This is a genomic window from Streptomyces sp. NRRL S-31, assembly GCF_000718775.1.
In the GTDB taxonomy this organism is placed as follows: domain Bacteria; phylum Actinomycetota; class Actinomycetes; order Streptomycetales; family Streptomycetaceae; genus Streptomyces.
Window position 1 is genome coordinate 41864 of sequence record NZ_JOCB01000034.1, and the last position, 24326, is coordinate 66189.

Consider the following 24326-nt stretch of genomic DNA (forward strand, 5'->3'; position numbering starts at 1 on the left):
TACCGGCGCATGGTCTGACTGGCAGTCTGTTCTTCGGTACATTCCGACCGAAAGGAATCCATGAAACTGAAACAACTCGCCGCCGCAGCAGGAGCAGCCGTGCTGACCGCGCTGGCACTGCCGACAGACGCCCACGCCACCGCCATTGCCTGCGGAGGCGCCGTCTCGACCCAGAACATCGGCGCACAGGGCTGTATCTCCGCCGAACGGTGGAAGGACGGCCGCGTCTTCATGCGGAACATCACGGCCCATGCCGTCATCACCAACTCCCGTGCCCACGCCTCCTACGTCGACTACGAAGCGTATTTCCGGGTCCGCGAAGGCGGCCACTGGGTCAAGCTCGGCAACGGCCGCACGGTCGTCCAGCGCAGGTCCACGATCGGCCCGTTCGAGATCGGCAACACCGACCGCGTCTGCGGCCCCGTCAACGTCACTGCCGAGATCCGGGTGCGTGTGAGGCCGGCCGGCGGGGCGTGGAGCAACTGGAGCGGGGCCGCGACAAAGCAGTGCCAGACCTGAGCAGTGCCAGACCTGAGCTGGGTACGACGACGCCCGCGCCTCCCGGAGTCGGAGGACGGGGCGTCCGTCCGTATTCTTCGACTACTGGGCCGTACTCGTGAAAGTCCTGAGCATCCGGGTGACCACACGGACCAGCGGTGGCAGCGGCATGGCGGCCGATCCAGGCAGCGGGACCGGCGCCGGGCAAGACCACCGTCCCGCTGTCGTGCCTCCGCCGCCCTACCTGTTGGCAGCCCTCGCCGACCACCGTGCCCTTGCGACTCGCCTCCGATCGGGCGAATGAGCGGTCGAATGTGAGAGCCTTACGGTGGGTAAGGGGAGACATGGCGGCATGACCGTTACCGTTCAGGTCGACACGACCCGCCCCGTGGCCACCCTCATCAACGTCTTCACCGTCTCACCGGATCGTCAGGACGAACTGATCGAACTGCTCTCCCGCGCCACCGAGGAGACGATGAAGCACCAACCCGGTTTCGTCTGCGCCAACTTCCACGCGTCCCTGGACGGCGAACGCGTGCTCAACTACGCCCAGTGGGAGACCGAGGAGCACTACCGGGCGATGCTCTCCAACCCCGAGGCCCGCGTCCACATGGAGCAGGCGGCCAAGATCGCGACGGATGTGCAGCCGCGGCTGTTCTCGGTCGTGTCGGTCCACGCGCCATGACCGCCCCGCCCGGCGGCACACCGGACGGCGAGGCCGCCGGGCGCGGGCAGGAGCACAGGCGCGGACACGAGCGCGGACTCGGGCGCGGGCGCGGGCGCACGCGCGGGCAGGAGCCGTCGCGCGCCCCCTCCCGGCCATGGGCCGCTGCTTGCCATCGATAACACCCCGGCATTACTGTCACCGTGCCTTGGTGCTCGGGAAATCCGGTGTGATGCCGGTGCGGCCCTCGCCACTGTGATCGGGAAGTCCGGCTCCAGCCCTCGCGGGCGGCCACTGGGTCCTCGGACCCGGGAAGGCGGAGCACTGGGCGGTGGTACCCGTGAGCCAGGAGACCGGCCAAGGCAGTTCAACCATCCACGAGGTGTTGGAGAGGGTCTGCCGAGTCATGCACATAGCCGAGGGCTTCCTGCCTCCCGCACACGCGATCGCCTGGGGCGTCGCGTCCGCGCCGTTCGTCGTCCACGGAGTCCGGTCACTGACCCGCGAGGTCAGGGAGCACCCCGAGAGCACACTGCTCCTCGGTGCCTCCGGAGCGTTCACCTTCGTACTGTCCGCCCTGAAACTGCCCTCGGTGACGGGCAGTTGCTCGCATCCCACCGGTACGGGCCTGGGCGCCGTGCTGTTCCGTCCTCCGGTCATGACGGTGCTGGGCACCATCACCCTGCTCTTCCAGGCCCTGTTGCTCGCCCACGGCGGCCTCACCACGCTCGGCGCCAACGCCTTCTCGATGGCGATCGTGGGGCCGTGGGCCGGGTACGGCGTCTACCGGCTGCTGCGGCGCTACGGCGTACCGCTCATGGTCACCGTCTTCTGCGGCGCGTTCGTCGCCGACCTCTCGACCTACTGCGTCACCAGTGTGCAACTGGCGCTGGCGTTCCCCGACCCGGGCAGTGGATTCCTGGGCGCGCTCGGCAAGTTCGGCTCCATCTTCGCCGTCACCCAGATCCCGCTCGCGGTCAGCGAGGGGCTCCTGACGGTGTTCGTGATGCGGCTGCTGGTGCAGTCCAGCAAGGGTGAACTGACCCGGCTGGGCGTGCTCGTCACCGGCGGCCGTGGTGCCACCGGAGCGGAGGCGGTGACCCGATGAGCCGGAACACGAAGATCAACGTACTGCTGTTGGTGATCGTGGCCGCACTGGCCGTACTGCCCCTGGCCCTCGGGCTGGGCGACCGCAAAAAGGAACCGTTCGCGGGCGCGGACGCCGAGGCCGAGACGGCGATCACCGAGATCGAACCGGATTACAAGCCCTGGTTCTCGCCGCTGTACGAACCGCCGTCCGGGGAGATCGAATCGGCGCTGTTCGCGGCGCAGGCGGCCCTCGGCGCGGGTGTCCTCGCCTACTACTTCGGTCTGCGCCGGGGCCGGCGCCAGGGTGAACTCCGGGCCCTGGCACGGGCGGACGGCCGGCCTGCCGCGCCCGCCCCCGACGCCCCCGCTGACGGGCACGTGAACCCACCCACCGACGCATCCGTTCACGCGTCCGCCGACGCACCCACCGCCCAGTCCGCCGCCGAGCAGGTCTGAGCCGACGTGCTGCCGATCGACGCGGCGGCGCACAGCAGCCGCTGGCGCCACCGTCACCCCGTGGACAAGGCCGTGCTCGGACTGGGCCTCACCGCTCTCGCCGTCGCGCTGCCGCCCTGGCCCGGTGCGGCACTCGTCCTGACGGCCGCGCTCGCCGTCCTGCTGGGCCCGGCCGGCGTGCCGGGCCGCCGGCTGTGGCGTGCCTACCGCGTACCGCTGGGCTTCTGCCTGACCGGAGCGGCCACGCTGCTGGTGCGGGTGGGCGGGCCGCACGGGTTCGTCGGCCTGGCCGACGGCGGACCGGTGCGCGCCGGAGAACTGCTGCTGCGCTCCTCGGCCGCCTCCCTCGGCGTCCTGCTGTTCGCCTTCACCACTCCCCTGTCCGACCTGTTGCCCTGGCTGCTGCGGGCCGGGGTGCCCGCAGCCGTGGTGGACGTGGCGATGGTGATGTACCGGATGAGCTTCCTCCTGCTCGACTCGGTCCGCCGCATCCGCGAGGCGCAGGCCGCCCGGCTCGGCCACACCACCCGGACCGCCGCCTGGCGGTCCCTGGCCGGTCTCGGCGCCGTGGCGTTCGTCCGCGCCTTCGACCGGGCGGCGCGTCTCCAGGCCGGACTCGCCGGACGCGGGTACGACGGCACGCTGCGCGTCCTGCCGTCCGGCTCCCGGGTCTCGGTCCGTTTCACGGTCGCGAGTCTCGTGCTGCTCGCGGCCCTGGCCACCCTCACCTTCGTACTGCATTCGTACGGGAAAGGCCGCTGACATGAGCGACCCCGCCCTCGTCACCCTGCGGGGAGCGTCGTTCGCCTACGAGGACGGTCCCACCGTCCTCAAGGACCTCGACTTCGACATCCGGGAGGGGCGCGCGCTGGCCCTGCTGGGCCGCAACGGCAGCGGGAAGACCACGCTGATGCGCCTGCTCAGCGGCGGACTCAGGCCGCGCACCGGGCAGTTGGCCCTAGCCGGGCAGCCCGTCTCCTACGACCGCCGGGGCCTGACCCGGCTGCGTACGACGGTCCAGCTCGTGCTCCAGGACCCCGACGACCAGTTGTTCGCCGCCTCGGTCGCGCAGGACGTCTCCTTCGGGCCCCTCAACCTGGGCCTGCCCGACACAGAGGTCCGCTCCCGCGTCGGCGAGGCCCTGGCCGCCCTGGACATCACGGACCTCGCCGACCGCCCGACCCACCTCCTCTCCTACGGCCAGCGCAAACGGGCCGCCATCGCCGGGGCGGTCGCCCTGCGGCCCCGCGTGCTCATCCTCGACGAGCCCACCGCGGGCCTCGATCCGGACGGCCAGGAACGGCTCCTGGTCACCCTCGCCTCCCTGCGCGAGAGCGGCACGACGGTGGTGATGGCCACCCACGACGTCGACCTCGCCCTGCGCTGGGCCGACGACGCGGCGCTGCTCACCCCGTCGGGCGCGCACACGGGCCCGGTCGCCGCCATGCTGGCGCGCACCGACCTGCTGGAGCGGGCGGGGCTGCGGCTGCCCTGGGGCGTCGCCGCCACCCGGCTGCTGCGCGCGCACGGGCTGCCGACCGGCTCCGCCGCCGGTCCCCGGACCGCGGAGGAACTGGCGCTGCTCGTCCCGCCCGCGGCTTCCCCGGTCACGGTCACGGGCGCCGACTGAGGCCGGCCCCCGGAAGTCGGGCAGGTGTGCGCGACCCGCTTCCGGTCCGGCAACCCGGTTCCCGGTCCGGTACCCCGCTTCCGGTCCCGCACGGTGCGTTGGGAGGGGATCGACCGGGCGTAGTGGTTAGGTGGTGCCGAAACGCGACATAACGTACCGACCGTCAAGGGGCCACCATGCCGCACCCCACCCGCGCCGTGCCGACGCCGGACCCGGTGGAACGCCTGTACGCCGTGATCCACGACGTCGTCGAACCGCTCGCCGAGGAGGTGGACCGGGCGGGCAGCTTCCCCCGGGACGGCCTCGGGGCCCTGGCCGGCGCGGGCGGGCTCGGGCTGCTCAGCGCCGCGGAGCTGGGCGGGGCCGGCGCGGACCTCCGGCAGGCCGCCGCGGTCGTCGAGCGGCTGGCCGGCGTCTGCGGCTCGACCGCCATGGTGTTGCTCATGCACTACGCGGCCGTGTCCGTCATCGAGGCGCACGGCCCGGAGGACGTGCGGCGCGCGGTCGCCGGCGGACGGCACCTGAGCACCCTCGCCTTCTCGGAGCAGGGCTCGCGCAGCCACTTCTGGGCACCCGCCGGCACCGCCGCGCGGGACGGCGGCGGGGAGGTGCTGCTGAACGCCCGCAAGTCGTGGGTCACCTCGGCCGGCGAGGCCGACAGCTACGTCTGGTCGAGCCGGCCGCTCGGCGCCGAGGGCCCGATGACGCTGTGGCTGGTGCCGGGCGACAGCGCGGGACTGGACGTACGCGGCGACTACGACGGGTTCGGGCTGCGCGGCAACGCGTCCAGCCCGGTCGGCGCCAAGGACGTACGCGTGCCGGAGACGGCCCGGCTGGGCGCCGACGGCGGTGGTCTGACCACCGCCCTGGACCTGGTGCTGCCCCGCTTCCTCGTGCTGAGTGCCGCGTTCTGCGTGGGGGTGACGGAGGCCCTCCTGGTCCTGGCCGCCCGGCACCTGCGCACCACCCGCCTGGAGCACCTGCGGCAGAGCCTGGCCGAACAGCCCGTCACGCGCCGCGAGTTCGCCCTCCTGCGGCTGCGCGCCGACGCCGTACGCGTCTTCCTGGACGACACCCTCACCGCGCTGGAGACCGCCCGCCCCGACGCGATGACGCGGGTGCTCCAGGTCAAGGCGCTGGCGGCCGAGACCACCGCCGGGCTGGCGGACGGTGTGATGCGGCTGTGCGGCGGCAGCGCCTTCCGCCGCGACCTGGGCGTGGAACGCCGCTTCCGGGACGCGCTCGCGGCCCGCGTGATGGCACCCACCACCGACGCGCTCCACGACTTCTGCGGACGGGCCGGACTCGGCCTGCCGCTGTTCGAGGAGGCCCGGTGAACCCGCTCGTGCTGGGGGCCGTCGCCTACGACCCCAAGGTGGTGACCATCTGGTCCGGCTTCCGCACCTGGCTGCGGCGGCAGCGGCTGCCCCTCGACTTCGTGCTCCACACCCACTACGAGCGGCAGACCGAGGACCTGGTGCGCGGCCGTATCGACGTGGCCTGGCAGTCGCCGCTGGCCTGGCTGCGTACCCGCCGGCTGGCCGCGGCGGCAGGCGTCGACGTCCGGCCGCTCGTCATGCGCGACACCGACCAGGACCTCACCTCGGTGGTCGTGGTCAGGACCGACTCGCCCGCCGTCACGGTCGCCGACCTCAAGGGGGAGACGGTCGCGGTGGGCGCGGTGGACTCGCCCCAGGCCACCCTGATCCCCCTGCACCACCTGCGGGAACTGGGCGTCGACCCGGACACCCACCTGCGGGTCGAACGCCACGACACGGGCGTCGGGCTGCACGGCGACCACATCGGTGGTGAACGCGACGCGGCCCGCGCCCTGCTGGCCGGGCGGGCGGCGGCGGCCTGTGTGATCGACGCCAATCACCTGGCCTTCACCCAGGACGCGACCCTGCCCCCGGGCAGCACCCGGGTCCTGACCCGCACGGCCCCCTACGACCACTGTGTGCTCGCCGCCGGGCCCGCGCTCGCGGCCGAAACCGCCGACCGGCTGACGACGCTGCTGCTGTCGATGTCGTACGCGGACCCGGACCTGCGCCACCTGCTCGACCTGGAAGGACTCACCCGCTGGGTGCCCGCGCGCGAGACCGGTTTCGCCCAGCTCGCGGCGGCCGTCGACGCCACCGGTTTCTACGGCCCGGACGGCCGGATCACGGCCCCCGGCTACCGGCCGTGACCCCCAGGAGCAGCCGTGACCCCCAGGAGCAGCCGTGGCCTCCAGGACCAGCCGTGGCCTCCGGGACCAGCCATGACCGCCGGTTACCAGCAGCGGCCGACGACCCGCGGGCCACATCCCGCCGGGTACCGGTCATGACCGCCGGGTACAGGCAAGGGCGGCCGACGACGACCCGCGGGCCGCTTCCGCTTCCCGCCGGGTGCCGGCCGTGACCGCCGGTGATCCTCGGGCCGCCTCCCTGCCGCTCGACCTCGCCGCGCTCGGCTTCGACCAGGGGGCCCACCTGCTGCTGCGCCGGGCGCTCGACCGCGCGGCACCCGGCCGGCCGGTCGCGGTGTCCGGCACGCACCCCGAGCTCCTCGCCCATCTGACCGTCTGGTGCCGTCACGAAGGACACCTGGTGACACCCGCGCCCGCCGAGGCGGCTCCGCTGCGCGCACACGTGTGCCGGGGCGCCGCCGCCGGGGCCCGCTGGAACGGCGCCGAACGGGCCGGACACGCGGGGCCGGACGGGGTGGTCGGACACGCCCCGGCACACTGGGGCCTGGCCGCGCGGGGGGCGCTGGTGGAGGCCGGCGGACCCGAGGCACACTTCGCCGTCGCCGACCGCGACACCGCCTGGACGGACCTCGCGCCACGGCTCTACCGCCAGGCGGCCGCCGCCCAGTGGGACCCGCACACCGCGATCCCCTGGGACACGCCCTTCACGCTGCCCGACGACGTCGAGACGGCCGTACGGCAGGTGATGACCTACCTCGTGGAGAACGAACAAGCCGCCCTGGTGGTGCCCGCGCGGCTGCTGACCCAGGTGCACCCGCACTTCCGGGAGGTGCTGCAACTGCTCGCCGTGCAGGCCGCCGACGAGGCCAGGCACGTCGAGGTCTTCACCCGGCGGGCGCTGCTGAACGGCGGCCGGATGGGCACCTCCTCCGTGGGCGGCCGGGCCTCCCTGGCCACGTTGCTGACCGAGCCGGACTTCTCCATCGCGTCCTTCCTGCTGTCCGTGCTCGGTGAGGGCAGCTTCCTCAACCTGCTGTCCTTCCTCGAACGGCACGCGCCGGACCCCGTGACGCACCGCATCAGCCGGCTCGTCCGGCAGGACGAGGCCCGGCACGTCGCGTTCGGCCTCGGCCACCTCGAACACCGCGGCACCGTCGACCCCCGGCTCCGCGGCCGGCTGCGGGCCGCCGTGGAACGCCGTCACGAGGCCCTGACGCACACCGCCGGACTGAACGCCGACGTGTTCGACGCCCTGGTGCTGCTCGCGGCGGGCTCCTGGCACCCGGAGGCGATCGAACGCGGCTGGCGCGCGGTGCTGCGGCTCCAGGCCGACATGGACGAAGGACGACGTCACCGGCTGTCCCGGCTCGGTTTCCCGGACGACGAGGCGGCGGCCCTCTCGGCGCTGCACACCCGCAACTTCATGTGAGTCGGCGCCGCTCCGACCGCACACGTGTGTCCGGCTCAGGAGTGCCGGTGGTAGACCTTGTCGGCGATGCGCCAGCCGCCGTCGGCCCGGACCAGCAGGAACACGTCGGTGAAGGTGTCTGTGCCCCTCCGCTGGTACGGCGGCACGTACGCGGTGTGCGCCCGACGCCCGCCGGGGAGGTGTCGCGACCGGCCACGCCATCGCGCTGATACCCGGAGTGCTGACGCAGCTGCTGACCTCGGCGCTCGGCGCGGTGCGTCGCGCTTGAAGCCGCGGTGTGGGTGATGGGCGTCGGCTCGCTCGTCCGGTGGATGTCCCGCGTCGCCTCCGCGCGCCGTGTGCCGCGTCGGCCGGGTGTCACCGCGGCACACGTTTACGGTGGCGCCCGGAGGTGGAGCATGCGAGTGGGGTTGCACGCGCTCGGCATCGGTGACGGTGCCCGTCCCGAGGTCGTCCGGGCGGTGGCGACAGCCGCGGAGGCGCACGGCTTCGCCCGGCTCTGGTGCGGCGAGCACGTGGTGCTGGTGGACGCGCCCGCTTCCCGTTACCCCTACTCCGCGGACGGCCGGATCGCCGTACCCGCGGACGCGGACTGGCTGGACCCCCTGCTCACCCTGGGCTTCGCGGCAGCGGTCACCAGCCGCGTCGAACTGGCGACCGGAGTGCTCCTGCTGCCCGAGCACAACCCGGTCGTGGTCGCCAAACAGGCCGCCACACTCGACGTGCTCTCCGCGGGCCGGTTCAGTCTCGGTGTCGGAATCGGCTGGTCGGCCGAGGAGTTCACGGCGCTCGGCGTCCCCTTCGCCGGGCGCGGGCGGCGCGCCGAGGAGTACCTCGCCGCGATGCGCGTCCTGTGGAGCGAGGACCCGGCCTCGTTCGCGGGGGAGTTCACCCGCTTCGACGCGATCCGGGTCAATCCGAAGCCGCTGCGCGGCGGCCGGCTGCCGGTGGTGGTCGGCGGCGACAGCGACGCCGCCCTGCGCCGCGCGGTCACGCTCGCCGACGGCTGGTACGGCTTCGGACTGCCGGCGGCCGACGTCCCGGCGCGCGTCGCCGTCCTCGCCGAGGAGTGCGTCCGGCACGGTCGCGCCTTCGACGAGCTGACGGTCGCCGTCGCGCTGAGCGACGGCACTCCGGAGCACCTGCCCGCGCTCGGTGCGGCGGGCGTCACCGAACTCGTCGTCGTCGCCGCTCCCCCGCCCGCTCCCGACGCGGTGGCCCCCTGGATCGCGGAACTCGCCCGGACGTGGCTGCGCCCGGGGGTGTGACCAGGGCCGGCGCGGGGCGGCTCGGGGACTGGTGGCCGGGCCCCGGGTGGTGCGGTCGTACGGCGGCGTGGCGTGGGCGGGTGGTCAGCGGGGCGCGGGGTTGCCCTGGTGGGTGAAGGCGGCCCACAGATGGATCTCGTGCAGGCCGGTGCGGGCGGCCTCGCGGCGCAGGGGGTCGCCGAGGCCGGGCGGGGGCCGGCGGTCGGGGTCGAGCATCCACAGCTGGGCGGCGCGCAGCGCGTCGGCGGGAGCGAGGTCCTGGCTGGTGAGGAAGTGGTGGAAGACGGCCATCAGCAGCGCGGTCGCGCTGTCGTCGACGGCCCAGCGGGAGCCGACCACGTCGGCCGCGCCCCGGGCGACCAGGGCGGTGGAGAGGGTCAAGGCCTCGTCGTGGTCGCCGGTGCTCAGGTCGGTCTCGCAGGCGCTGAGCACGACCAGCGGGCCGTCCGGTCCGGGCGCTGCGGTCGTGGGGTGGTCCAGGATGCGGGCGACGGTCAGCTCCCCGTCGGCCAGCGACAGCGCCGACCGCGTCGGGCTCGGACCGGCCACTCCGTGGCAGGACACGTGCACGACCGCGGCCGGCCGGCCGCCGCCCGGCAGCACGGCCAGCAGGTCCGCGCAGTCGCCCGGCGCGTCCGGCACGCCCTCGGCCGCGGCGAACTCGCCGTAGCGCCGGGCGTCCGGGTAGCAGGCCGACCGCAGCGCCTCCGTCTCGACCTCGGCCCACACCAGACTGAGCCGCGGGTCCGTGACGAGCACCCGGCGTCCGCCGGGCAGCCGGGCGCGTCCGGCGGCGCGCAGGAACTGGGCCCCGGACGGGGCGTAGCTGAACACCGCGTCCTGGCAGGCGTACCGGTGGCCCCCCAGCGGGATGTGCTTGCGCGCCGCGTGCCAGGGGACGGCGCCGAGGGCGCCGCAGGGGACCAGCACGATCCGCGGCGGCCGGCCGAGCGGTTCCAGGGAGTCGAGGACCGGTCCCACGGCGGCGGGCCACGCCCAGTCGCACAGCTCGCCCAGCGCCGCCTGCCACTCCCTCTCGGCGGCCTCCCGGGACGCGCGGGGCGCGTCCGGGTCGGCCGCCTTGCGGGACCGGTCGGCGGCGGCGGCGAGGTAACGCTCCAGCTGGTGGCTGCCGGGCGAGAGCAGCAGCGGCAGGGCGAGCACGGCGGGCTCGGCGCCGCCGGGGCGCAGGACCAGCGCGCGGCCCGGGATGTGCGGCCGGAAGCCCTCGCCGGGCACCAGGTAGACCAGCGCGTCGGCCCCCGAGGCGGCCAGCGCGGCGGTCAGCGCGGCGGCGTCCGGGGTGCCGAGCAGCTCCCGCGCGCCGGTGCCGTCGCCCGCTCCCAGTGCGGCGAGCGCCTTGCGCCGCAGGCTGCTCGGCAGTTCGGGGGCGGACGCGAGGCCGGGGGCGGGGGGCTCCGCCGTGGCCGCTGTTCGACGGTCCTCCTCGTGCCGGTCCCCCTGGAGCGGGTGCCTCGGGGCCTGGGCCCGCCACTGTTCGGCCAGGTCGGCGTGGCCCCGGTCCGTCAGCAGCCGGGGCACGCCGTGCGCGGCGGCGGCCGTCTGGAGCACCAGGGCCCGCCCCAGTTCCAGCGCCTCCACCGCTTCGGCGGAACGGTGCTCCTCGGCGCACCGCAGGGCCAGCCACAGCCCATGGCCGGTCGCGGCCCGGGCCACCGACAGGGCGTGTTCCGCGCCGAGTTGGAGGAGGACGTCGGCGGCCATCAGCTCCAGTGCCGCACGGCGGGTGTCCAGGCTCGTCTTCCAGTCCTCGCTCGCGCGCCCGCCGCCGGTCACCGCGCTCATCCAGTGGGCCGAGGACAGTTCCGTCAGCGCCTCGACGTTCAGCGACAGGCCGTGGCCCTCGGCGGCCAGGGCGCGGACCCGGGTCAGTTCGGCGATGCACGGGTCGAGCAGGCCGAGATCGCTGCGGTGGGTGGTCGCGCGGAGCATGGCCTGGCCGAGGGCGAGCCGCATCCGGGCTTCGTCCCAGGCCGACGGCCGCGTTTCCGCGATCACCCGGTGGACCTCCGCGACGGCGCGGTCGACGACCTCCCGGCGGGGGTCGGCCTTGGCCAGTTCGATCGTCAACTGGGCCCGCACGGTGGGGAGGTACGGTGCGTACGCCGACGGGATCGCGGCCGGGTCCAGCTCCAGCGCCTCCCGCAGGTACCGGGTGGCGGTGTGCAGGTCGGCCCGGTCTCCGGTGAGGGCGGCACGTTCGCCGTACGCCATGCCCAGCGTGCCGGTGACGACGAAACGCGTGGCCGCCTCGGGTGCGGGGGCGGCGTACCGGTCGCTCAGCATCCGGATCAGCTCCTCCACCGCGCGGACCAGCGCGGCCCGGTCCTGGCTGCGGCGGGCCACCTGGAACCCGGCGAGGAGGCTGAACAGCACCTGTGCGTCGTCCGGTTCGCCGGTGCCGGACAGCTTCCGGGCCATCGAGAGGGCGGCCACGCCGTCCTGGAGGCTGCCGCCGAGCGTGGCGGCGGTGGCGACGCGGTGGGCCAGGATGGAGGACAGGTAGCGCCGGGTGGCCGCGGCGCCAGCTCCGTCCGCTCCGTCCGCTCCGTCCGCTCCGTCCGCTCCGTCCGCTCCGTCCGCTCCGTCCGCTCCGTCCGCTCCGTCCACCGGAAGGGTGTCGATCCACTGCCTCAGCCATGCCACGCTCCGCTCCAGGCGCGCGATCTCGCCGTTCGACACCCACAGGTTGTCGATCATGGTGGACAGGATCAGTTCCAGGCTCAGCGCCCCCCTCGGGATCGAGCGCGCCCCGGGATCGGGGTCCGGCCGCATCGCGGCCTCGTCCACCTGGCCGAAGTCCAGCGTCTCGGGCATCCGGAGGTTCCCCGCCACCAGCAGGGCCGCGTGGAACTTGGCGACGCGGATCCGCTCGGGCGCGTCGGCGGGCAGGGCGAGCAACGCCTCCCGGACCGCCAGCGCGGCGCCGCGCACGCGTTCGACCAGGGTCCGGGGATCCTGCCCGCCCGATCTGAGCGCGACGAGCAGCTCGCGCAGCGGCGTGCACCCGGGCCGGTCCAGGCCCAGGTCCGCCAGCTCCCGCTCGGCGTCCGCGGCGGCGACCCGGGACTCGTTCAAGGTGACGCACAGCCACTCCAGCAGGCGCGCGAACCGCACCGCGTCCCCGCGCGCCCGCTGGACCACTTCCCGTACGGCGCCGGCCAGCGCCTCCTCCCCGGTCTCCCCGGTCTCCCCGGCCTGCCAAGCCCTTTCGTGGGGCTCCGCACCGGCCCGGGCCGCGGCCCGTTCACCGTCCTCGCCCACCCGGGGCGGAGCCTGCGGGCTCTCACCGGTCGGGCCTTCACCGGGCGGGCTCTCACCGGTCGGGCACTCCCCGGGCGGGCCGGGGAGCGAGTCCAGCAGCGTCGCGACGTGCTCCATGACGACCAGCACCCTCTCCCGCGTCGACAGGTCCCCGGCGACGACGCGGGCGAGCACGTTCAGGGCCTCGGTCAGCTGCTCCCGCAGGGCTTCCACCAGCTCGGGCGGCGCGGAGCCGTCGAGCACCTCCGAGGGGATTCCGGGCGGGATGAGCAGCTCGGCCAAGTGGCTCCGGGCCATCATGGCGAGCCGGTCGTCGAGCGGTCTGGCGCGGTCGGTCCACCGGAGGTGGCTCACCGCGGCCGCCCAATCCCGCGGCCGGGTGCCCGACCGGTCCTTGAGCCACGCCCGTGTCAGCAGCCCGAGCCAGGGCACGACCGTCGCCCGGGCCGGATCGTCCGCCGGCAACAGCCGCTCGACGGTGGCCAGGTGCTCGATCGCGAGCCGCAGGGCGGCGGCCCGTGGACTCTTCAGCGCGTGTGGCCACAGTTCGTGCGCCTGGCGGACGGCGACGGCGGCCCAGGCCCGGAGCCCCTCGACGGCTCCCCCACCGTGTTCCCCCTGACCGGCGCGGCTCTCCCGCCCACCCTGGTCCTGCCGCCCACCCTGGTCCAGCCGCCCTCCGTGGTCCCGCTGCTGTTCGTCGGTCATGCGTCCCCCCACGAGTGGATGTTCCCCGCCCGGCTCCCCGTGACACGCCGTCAGCCGGTCGGCGGTGCGCACAGCTCGGTGACGATCGCGAACGACGTGGCCACCATCGGTACCGCCATGGCCGGGGGCATCACCGCGTGCGTGGTCTGGCCGTGCGCCATGCCGTTGCGGATCTTCCGGCCGTAGTCGAGGTACTCCGCCTGCCGGGCCGTCAGGACGCCCGTGGCGGCGCCCTGCGCGATGAGCCTTCGCAACGGCTTCGTGCCCGCGTCCGGGACGCGGTCGCGCAGCACGATCTCCACCGCGATCAGGGAGTGCATGACCGCCACGGTGGAGAACTCGTAGCAGTAGTACGACTGGCGCAACAGCTCGCGGGCCGTACGCAGGACCGTCGCCGCGGCCTCGGGCACACCGTCGGGCACGACCAGGTCCTCGACGAGGCCGTGCATGTCGGCGTAGCCCCGCACGAAGAGGTGGGCACGCTCGTCCGGGACCGGGAAGGGCAGCCGCTGTGTGGTCATCCCCGCAGTCTCGCAGCCGCGCTCCCCGGACGGCAGCGGCTTTCCCCCGTCCGTCGCGCGGTCTGCCGTGTCAGTGCCCGGCGGAGGGGGACGAGGGGGACTCCGTGGCGCCGCGCAGCAACAGGTCACGCAGGGCCGTGGCGGTGTCCGGCGGCTCGGCGGAGGTGAGGACGACCTGGTCGGCGGTGGTCGAGGGGCCGGTGAGGGGGATGACGCGCAGGCCGGGCGGCTGGTGGTCGAGCGCGGACGCGACGGTGATGCCGATGCCCGTGCCCGCGGCGACATGGGCGGCGATGGCCCGCACGCTGTCGGCGGTTCTGATGATGCGCAGGTCGGCTCCGCCGATGTGGAAGGCGGACAGGAGGCGGTCGCAGAGACCGCTGTTGATCTGGTGGGGCCAGGTGAGCAGACCGGTGGTGGAGAGTTCGGACGCGCTCAGCTCGGTGTGCCCGGCGAGGGGGTGTGCCGCGGGTACGAGCGCCACGAACCTCTCGGTGGACAGCACCCTCGCGCGTACGCCGGTGACGCCGCCGGTCGCCCAGCCGATGCCCAGTCCGATTGTCTCCGCCCGCAGGGCGGTGAGCTGGGCCGTGGTCGGCATGGCCTCGGGCACGATCGTCACGTCCGGGAACCGGTCGCGCAGGCGTGGCAGGCAGCGCAACAGCAGCTGGTGGTCGGTGTAGTCGGCGTGGGCGACGACGAGCGTGGTGCGGGTCCGGTCGCCCGCGGCCAGGGCGCGTCCGCGCTGCTGGAAGCGGCGCAGCTGGGCCAGAGCGGCGTGCGCGTCGGGCAGCAGTGCCGCGCCGAGATCGGTCAGCGACACCTTGCGGCTGGTGCGGTGGAACAGCCGCCCGCCCAGGGTGCTCTCCAGCCGTCTGACGGCGTCGCTGACGGTGGGCTGCCCCCGGTGCAGGCGTGCGGCGGCGCGGCCGAAGTGAAGCTCTTCCGCGACGGCGACGAACGCTTCCAGTTCCATCCTGTCCACGGGAGCAGGCTAGCTCGATCGATCGGTGGCACCGATCGCTGTGTGCCGAAGTCCGTCGTTGATGCCGGGCCGTGCGCGGGCTGTGATGGGTGGGCGGGCAGGAAACCGCCACGAGACGACCGGAAACACCGGAAACAGTGGAGAGCAGATGACAGTGAACGATGTCGACCGTGCGTACGACGACGCCCCGACGGTGGCGGTGACGGTGGTCCACCACTCGGTGCACGGGCACACCCGGGTGCTGGCCGAGCACCTCGCCGACGGGGCGCGGCTGGTGCCGGGCGCCCGGGTGCACCTGGTCGAGATCCGGGCCGAGGACGTCGTCGCGGGCCGTTGGCACGATGCGGAGGTGCTGGCGCTGCTCGATCGCTCCGATGCGATCGTCCTCGGCTGCCCGACGCTGATGGGCAGCGTGTCGGCGGTGTTCAAGGCGTTCATGGAGGCGGCGTTCACGGCGTTCACGACGCAGGCGTGGAAGGACAAGCTGGCCGGAGGGTTCACCATGTCCGCCTCGCAGAGCGGCGACAAGCTGACGGTCCTGGAGCAGTTGGCGGTCTTCGCCGCGCAGCTGGGCATGCAGTGGGTCGGCGTGGGCGACATGCCGGGCAACAACTGGAGCGGCGGCTCCCGCGACGACGTGAACCGGCTGGGCTCGTGGCTGGGTCTGATGAGCCAGAGCCACGCCGACCGGGGGCCGAAGGACGCGGGGTCGCGCGGCGACCTGATCACCGCGGAGCGGTACGGCGAGCGGATCGCCCGGCTGGCGCAGCGCTGGGTCAACGCCGTGCCGTACGACACTCCCCGGATGACCGAGCACGAGGCCCGCGCCCTGTCCGCCTCCCTCAGAGCGGCGGACGGCGCACCGGCGGCGCTGAGCGGCGCCTGACCGCGCGTACCGGGGTCAGCCCGCCGCTCCCGGGCGGCGGTGCGCCCCGTCCCCCTCCCCCGCTCCACCGTCGGCGGCGCTGATCGCGCACCGGTCGCCGTACCGGATCACAATGGACACGGCCGACGACGATCTGCGGAGGCGCGGTGACACAAGAGGAGCGGGACGGGTACGACGGCGAGTCGGACCCCGGTGCCGAGGACATCGACGAGTACACCGAGCCCGAGCTGTACGACGAGGAGCCGGAGTTCTACGACGAGGACGGCGTGGTCGCCGCGGACGGGGCCGTCGCCGCCGACGACGGTGGGACGGCCGGCGGGCACGCGGTGGCCGACGCGAGCCCCGACGTCTACCTCGACGTCCCCCTGCTGAAGGTCGACGAGATCGACCTGGACGTCGAGGATCTGCGGGCACATGTGTCGTTGCAGGCCGAGGTGTTGGACCTGCTGAAGCTGAACGTGGGCGCCGACGTCTCGCTGGGCCGGGTGCACCTGGGCATCTCGGGCGTGGAGGCGCAGGCCCTGCTGAAGGTCCGGCTGGACAATGTCGCGGTCATCATCAACCGGGTGCTGACCACACTCGATCGCAACCCGGAGATCCTGCACGAGTTGGCGCGGGGTGTCGGGTCCGCCGTGCAGGACGTCGGCGGCGGCGCCCGCTACGCCATCGGTGAGCTGGGCACGGGTGCCGGACGGGCCGTGCAGGACGTGGGCCGGGGCGCCGGGGGCGCCGTGCGGGACGTGGGGCGCGGGGTCGGTTCGGTGGCGGAGGACGTCGGCCGGGGGGCTGGCGCCGCCGTGCGGGACGTCGGGCATGGCGCGGGGGCCGCCGTGCGGGACGTGGGACAGGGCGCCGGAACGGCGGTACGGGACGTGGGGCACGGGGTCGGTTCGGTGGCGGAGGACGTCGGCCGGGAGGCGGGCGCCGCCGTGCGGGACGTGGGCGCCGGCGCCGGGCGCGCGGTGGAGGACGTCGGCGGGGAGGCGGGCCGGGCTGTCGGAGAGGTCGGCGAGACGGTGGGCGACGCCACCGGGGATGTGACCGAGACGGCCGCGGGGGTGGCCGGGACGGGCACCCGGCGGCGGGCCGGTCCGGCCGGACGGCGGGTGGCGCGCGAGGCGGCGGACGAGGAGCGGGACCGGACCGTCCGGAGTCCGAGCGGCACGCGCACCCGCCGGGCGCGTGGCGAGGACGGGAAACTGCCGCCGCGGTCCGGGCGCCGCCGTGCTTCCCGGGAGGGTGGGGAGCCGCCCTGAACCGAGGGTGCCGAGGCCCGGAGGCCGGAGCCGGACATCTCGTTCCGGTCGACGGTCCGCGCCGAGCGGCTCCGGTTCGCCGAGGAGCCCCGTACCGCCGTCCGCTTCCCCGGCACCGGGGACCGCGAGTCGGCGAGCGGCAGCGACCGGACCAACCTCCCCGACAAGGTCGTCCCCGGCCGGGATTACCACGACGTCACCGTCGCCTACGGTCTCGCGACCCGGCTACGGGCCCGGTCTACCGGGGAGCCACCCGGCAGGCGCTCGCCGCGGTTGTCCCGGTGACTCCGGCGTCGGTCAGGCCGGACACGCACTGGTCGTGGTTGCCGGTCAGGCCGACGTAGCACGCCATCCGGACGGAGTCCGGGGCCTCGCCGCCCCGCGTCTCGTGTTCGACCTGGTTGACGCAGTCCGTGATGTCCGCGTGGGCGGCGGGTGCCGTGAGCGCGGCGCCGCCGAGCGTGAGGGTGAGCGCGGTGAGGACACCGGCGCATCGGATCGACGCACGCATGGGACACACCTGCTTCCGGTTCTCGTCATGCGGACAACCGGGCGCCGATGCCACAACGGCCTCGCGGTCACCGCGAGTCGGGGCCGTCGCCCGGGCCGCGGCGGGGCGGGCACCGCCGGGAGACGGGGGTGGCGCGGGGGCCATGCCTCCCGCTCCTTCCACCGTACGACCGGTGGCGCCCCGCCACGAGCCGGCCGGGGCGCGTACGACGGCCGGTCACCCCGTGTACGCCCCCGGTCACGGCGCCGGCACGGACGTCCGCTCCATGAGTCGGCGGGCCGCCCTGCGCGTCGCCTCCGTCATCTGCTCGTCGACGACGTACTGGCGCATCTCCGGGTCCACGTCGAACAGCATCACCTTGTACCAGGCCGCCAGCCACTCCTTGTACCGGGCCCCGTTCGTGGCGGCCCCGCAGCCCGCCAGGAAGGCTTGGTACTGCTGTGTGTCCGCGGGCAGGGCCTGCCGGGTGACGATCCGCGCGGCGGTGCTCAGCGGCAGGTGCAGCGCGCCCCCGGCACGCTGCTGCAACTCGCGCAGCGCGGGGGCGCCCTGGTGTTCGTAGAGCGCGTACAGCGCGTAGCCGAGGTCCGCCTTGTCGCGGACGAGTCCGGGGGCGAGGGTGCGGACGGCGAGGGTTCCCCGTTCCTCCCTGCGGGCCAGGCACCACAGCCGGTGCAGGTCCGCTCCGGCCGCGCTGACGCCGGCGCTCCCGCCGGGCCCGCAGAGCGCGAGGCAGGCGTGGTAGTACGCCTCCACGTTGGCCCACTTGGGGACGCCGCCCACGTCCGAGGCGACGCGTTTCAGGGTGGCCGGCGACAGCCGCCCGGTGTGCTCGGCCAGGTCGGCGTAGGTGACGCCCGCCTGCGCGCGGATCGCCCGCAGGCCGCCGGCCAGGGCGTGGCGGCGCGGGGGGCAGTTCAGGGGGCGCTCGGGGCGTGCCATGGTCCGGCCCCTCCTACTTGTCGCCCGAGGCGGCGATGACGCCGTGGGCGAGGGCGAGCAGGGCGCGCCGGCCGCCGGTGACCACGATGGTCACCGCAGCGCCGATGCCGCCGCAGTAGCAGAGGAAGAGGGGGATGCCGGAGACCGGCATCCCGACGGCGAACAGCACGGTCCCGATCGCCGGGAAGAGGATCAGGGGCAGCACGTGCGCCATCGTCAGGCGGGTGGTGGCGGGGTCGCCGGCGGCGGCCGGGACGGGGTCGGAGACGTTCTCGGGTACGGCACGGCGGCCGGCGGCCTCAGCCATGGCACAAGCCCTTCGCTGCTGGTGCTCCGGTTCCGGGCCGGAACACATACGGAGCGCGAGGGGCGCGTCGGCCGGGGCGGACGCGCCCCTCGTCACTGGGTGCGATCCCGCGTGGGTCGTGGGCAGTTGGCGCTGCGTCACGTACGGGCGCGACCAGTCAAGCAGGCGGCCGGGCCCAAGTCCTAACCCGGTCCGGCCCGTCACCGCCCGCGCGGGCGTTCCACCAGCGGATTGGCTCACCGCTGTTCGGCTTCAATTCACGTGCTCACAAAGGGTGTTGGACGGCCGGGATCGGCCCGCTGCCTGCCCGTACCGGTCGGACGGGATCGTGTTCGCGGTCAAGCCCCCTCTGCGCATGGCTCCCGGTCCGGCGGATTGGCTCAGCGCCGTGCATGTCGTCCTTGGTGGCGGGCGACTTCGGCAGCACACTGGCCGGGCAAGGCGGCCCTGTACAAGGGTGAGCCAATGAGCCCTGATCCACTGGGTGCGACCAAGGAATCGGGCATCGGCGGACCGCGTGTTGGCGCACGCCCCGCCACGCGGAAGGGGGGAGGCCCGGGGCCTCCCCCCTTTCACGCGCCGTGCGGCGTCAACTGACCTGCCGCCACGGGGCGTCGGCCTGTGTATCCGGCCGACCTGGTCCGGATCGCGGTCGGGTGACAGAGAACCGCACCGCCGGACGGCGTCGGTGCCGTCCGGCGGTGCGGGTTCGTTCCTCGTGGTGCTACGAGGCGGTGCGGTGCGGTACCCGCAGGCGGACCGGGATCTCCGGCACCCAGTACGGGCCGTCGGTGGTCAGCGTCAGGGACGCCGTCCAGACGCCGGACCGGGGGAGCCTGCGCGGGTCGAGCGTCACCGTGAAGGACGCGGACCGCCCCGGGCGCAGGGTCAGGCGGTGCCGGCTCTCGGTCAGCCAGGGGACGTCCGCCTCGGTGCGGTCGTAGCCCGGCAGGAGGTCCGCGGTGGACACGGGGACCGGGAAGCGCGGCTCGTTGCTGCCGCCCACCCGGTACAGGCCGGGTGCGCCGCCGCCCCGGTAGACGGCGACCGGGGCGTCCGGCAGCCGCGTCCAGGCGTTCGTCCCGGGGTCGTAGGCGTAGCCCTCCGCGGTGAGGACCCGGTTGACGCCGACGCGCTTGAAGCCGCCGGAGACCAGCAGGCGACCGTTGGCGGCGGCGTAGGTGCCGCTCGCCAGGCCGGTCGGCATGGCGGCCACGGACTGCCAGCTGTCGGAGGCCGGGTCGTAGACGTAGGCGTCGGCGGTCTCCACGTACTCGTGGGTGCCGCCCGCGCAGTACAGCCGGCCCGCGACGGCGCCGCAGTTGGCCCAGCTGATGGTCTGCGGGTAGTCGGCGGCCCGGGACCAGGACCGCGAGCGCGGGTCGAAGGCGTACACGGTGTCCGAGCAGTCGGTGTTCGTGCAGCCGCCGACCACGTAGAGCCGCCCGTCGAGCACGGCGCTCGCCGCTCCGAAGCGCCCCTCGGGGAGGTCCGGGCCCTTGGACCAGCGGCCGGTGGAGGCGTCGAAGACCTGTGTGGTCCGGCTGACGGTCTCCTCCGGGCCCCAGCCGCCCACGGTGTAGAGGCGGCCGCCGATGAACCCGTGCGCGGTGGCCTGCCGGGGTTCGGGCGCGGCCGGGCCCGCCTGCCAGGCGCGGGTGGCGGGGTCGTAGACGTACAGGTCGGCGAGGGGGCTCTGGCCGTCGGAGCCGAGGGCGGAGTAGAGCTTGCCCTGGTAGGTGTCGACCGCGTTGTCCATCACGGGGACGGGCAGGTCGGGCAGTGCGCGCCAGGCGGTGCCCGGGGCCGGGGAGCCCGGGGAGGTGCCGGTGCGCTCGCCGATGTCCAGCCGGATCGGGGCGGTGCCCGTGTTGCGCACGGTCACCTTCCGCGTCACGGCGCTGTCGGAGCCGGTGGCGTCGATCCGGGCCGGGCGGACGGCCAGCCGGCCCGCCTTCAGCACGAAGGAGGCGGCGGTGACCCGGTCCGCGGGCACCGTGACCTTCCGGGCGGCCGTGGCGTAGGACGGCTTGGCCGCGGTGGCGGTGGCGGTCCCGCCGGAGCCGGGGACGAAGAGCCGGTAGGCGCCGTCGCCCAGGCGCGGGTCACCGGCCGTGGCGACCGTCGGCGCGGCCGGCCCGTCCGGGCGGTCCGTGCGCACGGTGGCGCCGATCAGTCCCTTGCCGGTGTTCGCGTCGGTGACGGTGCCGGTGAGGACGCCGCCGGGCACGGGGGTGGCCACCCGCTCGGTGACGGCGACGTCGTCGATCGCCCAGAGCAGGCCGGGCCCGGTGAAGTGGAACCGCACCCGTACGGCGGACTCGCCGGCGTACTCGGTCAGCGGGATCTCCACCCGGCCGCTCGACCACAGCTGGTCCTGGTGCCACACCGTGGTCCAGGTGCGGCCCGCGTCGCTGCTGACCTGCACCTCGCCCTGCTGCTCGCCGGAGCCCTCGTAGTCGGAGTTGAAGCTCAGTGCCGGGTCGCCGGCGCGGTGGAAGTCGTAGGCGGGGCTGGTGAGGGAGGTGTCCAGCGGGGTGCCCCCGGACTGCTCGTCGTCGGCGACGGCGAAGCCACCGGAACCGCCGGTGCTGTTGCCCCGGCCGCCGGGGTCGTCGAACGCCCAGCCCTTCCCGGTGCCCGGGGTGCCGGTCACGCTCCAGCCGGCGGGCGGTGCGGAGGTGTCGTCGAACGTCTCGTCGGCGACGGTCTCGGCCTTCACGGTGTACGCCGGGTCGTCCTGCGCCCAGGTGTCCACGGGGAGGGCCAGGTCCGCGGTCTGGTCCGCGCCGCCGACGGTGACCTTGCGCACGAGGGACCGGTAGGCGCTGTCGTCGGCGACGACGCGCAGGGTGTAGGCGTGGTCCTCGGGGAGGTCGAGGCGGTAGGCGCCGGTGACCGGGTCGGACCACACCGGGGCTCCCGGCACCCCGTCCACGGTGATCTTCGCGTGCAGCGGCCAGCCGTGCCCGGAGCCGTCGGTGACGGTGCCGGCGACGCGGTGGGTGGCCAGCTTGCGCAGCGTCAGGTCACCGGTGGCGGTGCCGCCGTCGGTGAGGTGGACACCCGGCAGGGTGCCCGGCGCGTACCCGTACGCCGTCACCCGGACGTCGTGGTCGCCGGCGGGCAGGGGCAGGGTGTAGCGGCCGTGGTCGTCCGCGGTCGTGCTGTACACACCGGCCGTCACCTCGGCCGCCGTGACGGGGGCGCCGGAGGCCGCGTCGGTGACCGCGCCGGCCAGCGTGCCGTGCGGGCCCATGGTGAAGGCCGCCGTGCCGGCGGGGGTGCCGAGGCCGGTGGGGCCGTCGTAGCCGGGGCCCGCGGTGCACAGGTAGGCCGGGGAGCAGGTGCCGTTCGACCCGGTGGTCACGTCGTGCAGTGCGGTGCCGCCGTCGGCGTACGGGTAGACGGCGGGGTAGCTGCCCGCCGCCGGGGTGCCCGCGTTGGCGTACACCCCGGCGATGATCGGTGCCGAGGCGCTGGTGCCGCCGGCCACCCCCCAGCCGCCGGTGTCGCCGAAGGAGTCGTAGACGGCGACACCCGTGTCCGGGTCGGCCACCGCCGAGACGTCGGCGACGGTGCGTCCGGGGCAGCCGGTGTCCCGCTGGAACGACGGCTTGGGCTCGTACAGCGAGCAGCCCGAGCCGGTGCCGGCGCCGTCGTGGTCCCACACCGATTCCGACCAGCCGCGCGCGGCGGCGGGGTCCTTGCTGAGCGTGGTCCCGCCGACGGCGGTGACGTGCGGTGAGGCGGCCGGGTAGGCGACGCCGTAGCCGTAGTCGCCGGAGGAGGCGACGACGGCGACGCCCGGGTGGTCGTAGTGGACGTCCGCCGCCGACTCCGCCGGGTCCTCCGGGAAGAAGGTGTAGTTGGAGCCGTAGGAGTTCGACACGTACTTCGCGCCGAGCGCGACCGCCTGGTCGACGGCCGTCCCCAGGTTCTCGATCGTGGCGCTGTCCGCCTCGACCAGCAGGATGCGGGCCTTGGGCGCCACCGCGGAGACCATGTCGAGGTCGAGGGAGATCTCGGTGGCCCAGCCGGGGTCGGCGGCGGGGTAGTCGGTCCCGCCGCGCTGGTCGGTCTTGGTGAAGCAGCCGTTGGCGGTGGTGCAGGGCGGCAGGCCGTACTGGGCCCGGTAGACGGCGAGGTCGGCCTCGGCGTTCGGGTTGTCGAAGGCGTCGACGACGGCGATCGTCGCGCCCTCGCCGCCGTTCGCGGGCAGGCCGTAGGCGCCGCGCAGGTCGACGGGGCCGTAGCCCTGCGGGGCGTCGTCGGCGCCGCGCAGCCCCTGGCGGGCCGGCACGTCGGTGCGGCGCAGCCCGAAGCAGGTGAACTCGTGCGGCTTGGGCGGGCCGCACAGCGGTTCGGTGTGACCGGGCGCGGACGGGGCGGCGGACCGCTGGGCGGGCGGCCGGTCGCCGGTCGCCGCGTGGGCCGGGGTGACCGCGGTGACGGCCGCCAGCACGGCGGCGGTCAGCGCGGCGGCACCGCCGGCCAGGCGCCCGCGCCGGCGTGGCGCGGCGCTTCGGCGTATGTGCAACTCGACTCCTGGGAGCGTGAGGCGGCGGCATGGCGCGCCTCGGACGGGCCGGGCGCCCCGGCCGTGCCGCGGCCGGGGACCGGGACGGGGCGTGGGGGGCGCCTGGGGTGCTGTCTGGTGCTGGGCCATGCATCCGCACCCCCCGCTCCGAGGCCGGCGCGTCATGGGCCCGGCCGATCATCACCACCGCCCGACGCGGAGGAAACACCCCCGACCGAATCCGTCCCTTACGGGCACGCTTTCTGCCCGTTCACCTGGGGGCGGGGGGTGCGGGAGGGGGAAAGGGGGTCCGCGTGAGAGAGGGGGTGCGGGCGGGACCGGGGGCGGACGTGCGGGACCGGGGGCGGACGTGCGGGACCGGTGGGCTGACGTGCGGGACCGGTGGGCGTACGGGACGCGTGCCGACCGGCCGGGATGGTGACGCCGGGTTACGGACGGATGGGCGCACCGTACGGGGACGTCGTGCGACACCGGCTGACGGGCGAGCGGTGCCCGGCGACGGGCAGGCGGTGCCCGGTGGCGGTGGCATGCCGAGCGGCCGGAATGCCAGTCCGGTGACGGGCGCGCAGCGGCGGCGGGGGCAGGGGGCGCCCGGCGGCTCCGGACCGGCGGGCGGACCACCGAACGGGCGGGAGCGTCTTCCGGGGACAGGGAACGCCGCGTGACACCCGACCCGCCGACGGAACGCCCAACCAGCGAGCGGGCAACACCGGGTGACGGACAGGAAGCGCCGGCCGGGAGCAGCCGACGCCAAGTGGCCCCGGGTCGGCGGGCGGTGGTAGGTGGCATGCCGGACGGCCGGCTTGCCGCTCCTGGGGCCGGACGGGAAGCAGGGCAGGGCGTCCGGTGACCGTCCGGGCGGACAGCGCCGGGTGTCCGGCGGGCTGTTCCAAGTGGCCGGATGGACGGTCACCGGGCGCCTGGACGGGCAGCGCCCGGTGACGCCGGACCAGCGGGGAGGCGGACGGAGCCGGGCGGCGCCGCGCCACCGGACGGTTGCCACCCGGCCCGGGCCCGGCCCGGACGGGCGGCACCGGCCCCCTGGCCGGCGCCGGGGACACCGGCCCCGCCGGGGCCCACCCGTACGCCTCCCGCCCATGCGCCCGGCACCGGTCGGGCCGACCGCCCGGTGGCCCCCGGCGAGCGGACGAGCGGTCCCGGGT

Annotated in this window: 19 protein-coding genes, 1 pseudogene and 1 riboswitch; of the genes and pseudogenes, 12 read left to right on the plus strand and 8 right to left on the minus strand. The window is 74.8% G+C overall.

Annotated features, from left to right (window positions below):
• Nucleotides 1-60: 60 nt before the first annotated feature.
• From IF37_RS0115680 to IF37_RS0115720, 9 genes are all read left to right on the plus strand, one after another.
• The gene (locus IF37_RS0115680; RefSeq protein ID WP_079165755.1) at nt 61-519 is read left to right on the plus strand and encodes a hypothetical protein; all 459 of its coding nucleotides are present in this window, start codon (nt 61-63) and stop codon (nt 517-519) included.
• 331 nt (nt 520-850) lie between these two features.
• Nucleotides 851-1183 (plus strand): antibiotic biosynthesis monooxygenase, encoded by a 333-nt coding sequence (locus IF37_RS0115685; protein ID WP_030742294.1) that lies wholly within the window; start codon nt 851-853, stop codon nt 1181-1183.
• A gap of 171 nt (nt 1184-1354) precedes the next feature.
• Nucleotides 1355-1539, plus strand: a riboswitch (cobalamin riboswitch).
• A gap of 29 nt (nt 1540-1568) precedes the next feature.
• A complete protein-coding gene (locus tag IF37_RS0115690; protein WP_030742297.1) occupies nt 1569-2270 on the plus strand; it encodes an energy-coupling factor ABC transporter permease in 702 nt (233 codons plus the stop codon).
• Nucleotides 2267-2707 (plus strand): energy-coupling factor ABC transporter substrate-binding protein, encoded by a 441-nt coding sequence (locus tag IF37_RS0115695; RefSeq protein WP_253915776.1) that lies wholly within the window; start codon nt 2267-2269, stop codon nt 2705-2707. Before IF37_RS0115690 ends, IF37_RS0115695 begins: the two co-directional genes overlap by 4 nt.
• Nucleotides 2708-2713: 6 nt before the next feature.
• The gene (cbiQ, locus tag IF37_RS0115700; protein ID WP_030742301.1) at nt 2714-3469 is read left to right on the plus strand and encodes a cobalt ECF transporter T component CbiQ; all 756 of its coding nucleotides are present in this window, start codon (nt 2714-2716) and stop codon (nt 3467-3469) included.
• A 1-nt stretch (nt 3470) separates the two neighbouring features.
• The gene (locus IF37_RS0115705; protein ID WP_030742303.1) at nt 3471-4337 is read left to right on the plus strand and encodes an energy-coupling factor ABC transporter ATP-binding protein; all 867 of its coding nucleotides are present in this window, start codon (nt 3471-3473) and stop codon (nt 4335-4337) included.
• Nucleotides 4338-4513: 176 nt separating this feature from the next.
• Complete coding sequence (locus IF37_RS0115710; RefSeq protein WP_052845210.1) at nt 4514-5674, plus strand: acyl-CoA dehydrogenase family protein; 1161 nt, start codon at nt 4514-4516, stop codon at nt 5672-5674.
• Nucleotides 5671-6525 (plus strand): phosphate/phosphite/phosphonate ABC transporter substrate-binding protein, encoded by an 855-nt coding sequence (locus tag IF37_RS0115715; protein WP_037856578.1) that lies wholly within the window; start codon nt 5671-5673, stop codon nt 6523-6525. Before IF37_RS0115710 ends, IF37_RS0115715 begins: the two co-directional genes overlap by 4 nt.
• 208 nt (nt 6526-6733) lie before the next feature.
• A complete protein-coding gene (locus tag IF37_RS0115720) occupies nt 6734-7954 on the plus strand; it encodes a ferritin-like domain-containing protein (protein ID WP_253915777.1) in 1221 nt (406 codons plus the stop codon).
• A gap of 35 nt (nt 7955-7989) precedes the next feature.
• Here IF37_RS0115720 and IF37_RS42110 read toward each other — a convergent pair.
• Nucleotides 7990-8079, minus strand: a pseudogene (locus IF37_RS42110) (nuclear transport factor 2 family protein); the annotation flags it as partial.
• 273 nt (nt 8080-8352) lie between these two features.
• On the opposite strand from IF37_RS42110, the gene IF37_RS0115730 reads away from it, so the two are divergent.
• On the plus strand, nt 8353-9222 hold the full coding sequence (locus IF37_RS0115730) for an LLM class F420-dependent oxidoreductase (RefSeq protein ID WP_030742316.1): 870 nt from the start codon (nt 8353-8355) through the stop codon (nt 9220-9222).
• An 84-nt stretch (nt 9223-9306) separates the two neighbouring features.
• Here the strand turns inward: IF37_RS0115730 and IF37_RS0115735 are convergent, their stop codons facing one another.
• The 3 genes from IF37_RS0115735 to IF37_RS42115 form a co-directional block, all read right to left on the minus strand.
• Entirely contained in the window at nt 9307-13215 is a 3909-nt protein-coding gene (locus tag IF37_RS0115735) for a CHAT domain-containing protein (RefSeq protein ID WP_079165756.1), read from the minus strand.
• A 50-nt stretch (nt 13216-13265) separates the two neighbouring features.
• Nucleotides 13266-13736 (minus strand): hypothetical protein, encoded by a 471-nt coding sequence (locus IF37_RS0115740; RefSeq protein WP_052845211.1) that lies wholly within the window; start codon nt 13734-13736, stop codon nt 13266-13268.
• A gap of 70 nt (nt 13737-13806) precedes the next feature.
• The gene (locus IF37_RS42115; protein WP_079165757.1) at nt 13807-14712 is read right to left on the minus strand and encodes a LysR family transcriptional regulator; all 906 of its coding nucleotides are present in this window, start codon (nt 14710-14712) and stop codon (nt 13807-13809) included.
• A gap of 157 nt (nt 14713-14869) precedes the next feature.
• Between IF37_RS42115 and IF37_RS42120 the strand changes: the two genes are divergently transcribed.
• Entirely contained in the window at nt 14870-15607 is a 738-nt protein-coding gene (locus IF37_RS42120; protein WP_079165758.1) for a flavodoxin family protein, read from the plus strand.
• Between the two features lie 146 nt (nt 15608-15753).
• Complete coding sequence (locus tag IF37_RS0115760; RefSeq protein ID WP_030742327.1) at nt 15754-16863, plus strand: hypothetical protein; 1110 nt, start codon at nt 15754-15756, stop codon at nt 16861-16863.
• Nucleotides 16864-17101: 238 nt separating this feature from the next.
• On the opposite strand, the gene IF37_RS0115765 is transcribed toward IF37_RS0115760, so the two are convergent.
• The 4 genes from IF37_RS0115765 to IF37_RS0115780 form a co-directional block, all read right to left on the minus strand.
• The gene (locus tag IF37_RS0115765; protein ID WP_030742329.1) at nt 17102-17374 is read right to left on the minus strand and encodes a hypothetical protein; all 273 of its coding nucleotides are present in this window, start codon (nt 17372-17374) and stop codon (nt 17102-17104) included.
• Between the two features lie 237 nt (nt 17375-17611).
• Nucleotides 17612-18316 (minus strand): helix-turn-helix domain-containing protein, encoded by a 705-nt coding sequence (locus IF37_RS0115770; RefSeq protein WP_030742331.1) that lies wholly within the window; start codon nt 18314-18316, stop codon nt 17612-17614.
• Nucleotides 18317-18329: 13 nt separating this feature from the next.
• Nucleotides 18330-18623, minus strand: a complete 294-nt coding sequence (locus tag IF37_RS0115775; RefSeq protein ID WP_030742333.1) for a hypothetical protein — start codon at nt 18621-18623, stop codon at nt 18330-18332.
• A gap of 724 nt (nt 18624-19347) precedes the next feature.
• Entirely contained in the window at nt 19348-23163 is a 3816-nt protein-coding gene (locus IF37_RS0115780; RefSeq protein ID WP_037856581.1) for a kelch repeat-containing protein, read from the minus strand.
• Between the last annotated feature and the right edge of the window lie 1163 nt (nt 23164-24326).

What these genes read in the sequence shown, in the direction of transcription:
- IF37_RS0115680 (WP_079165755.1), top strand. Translation starts at nt 61, where the DNA reads ATGAAACTGAAACAACTCGCCGCCGCAGCAGGAGCAGCCGTGCTGACC.
- IF37_RS0115685 (WP_030742294.1), top strand. Translation starts at nt 851, where the DNA reads ATGACCGTTACCGTTCAGGTCGACACGACCCGCCCCGTGGCCACCCTC.
- IF37_RS0115690 (WP_030742297.1), top strand. Translation starts at nt 1,569, where the DNA reads ATGCACATAGCCGAGGGCTTCCTGCCTCCCGCACACGCGATCGCCTGG.
- IF37_RS0115695 (WP_253915776.1), top strand. Translation starts at nt 2,267, where the DNA reads ATGAGCCGGAACACGAAGATCAACGTACTGCTGTTGGTGATCGTGGCC.
- IF37_RS0115705 (WP_030742303.1), top strand. Translation starts at nt 3,471, where the DNA reads ATGAGCGACCCCGCCCTCGTCACCCTGCGGGGAGCGTCGTTCGCCTAC.
- IF37_RS0115710 (WP_052845210.1), top strand. Translation starts at nt 4,514, where the DNA reads ATGCCGCACCCCACCCGCGCCGTGCCGACGCCGGACCCGGTGGAACGC.
- IF37_RS0115730 (WP_030742316.1), top strand. Translation starts at nt 8,353, where the DNA reads ATGCGAGTGGGGTTGCACGCGCTCGGCATCGGTGACGGTGCCCGTCCC.
- IF37_RS0115735 (WP_079165756.1), bottom strand. Translation starts at nt 13,215, where the DNA reads ATGACCGACGAACAGCAGCGGGACCACGGAGGGCGGCTGGACCAGGGT.
- IF37_RS0115740 (WP_052845211.1), bottom strand. Translation starts at nt 13,736, where the DNA reads ATGACCACACAGCGGCTGCCCTTCCCGGTCCCGGACGAGCGTGCCCAC.
- IF37_RS42115 (WP_079165757.1), bottom strand. Translation starts at nt 14,712, where the DNA reads ATGGAACTGGAAGCGTTCGTCGCCGTCGCGGAAGAGCTTCACTTCGGC.
- IF37_RS42120 (WP_079165758.1), top strand. Translation starts at nt 14,870, where the DNA reads ATGACAGTGAACGATGTCGACCGTGCGTACGACGACGCCCCGACGGTG.
- IF37_RS0115765 (WP_030742329.1), bottom strand. Translation starts at nt 17,374, where the DNA reads ATGCGTGCGTCGATCCGATGCGCCGGTGTCCTCACCGCGCTCACCCTC.
- IF37_RS0115770 (WP_030742331.1), bottom strand. Translation starts at nt 18,316, where the DNA reads ATGGCACGCCCCGAGCGCCCCCTGAACTGCCCCCCGCGCCGCCACGCC.
- IF37_RS0115775 (WP_030742333.1), bottom strand. Translation starts at nt 18,623, where the DNA reads ATGGCTGAGGCCGCCGGCCGCCGTGCCGTACCCGAGAACGTCTCCGAC.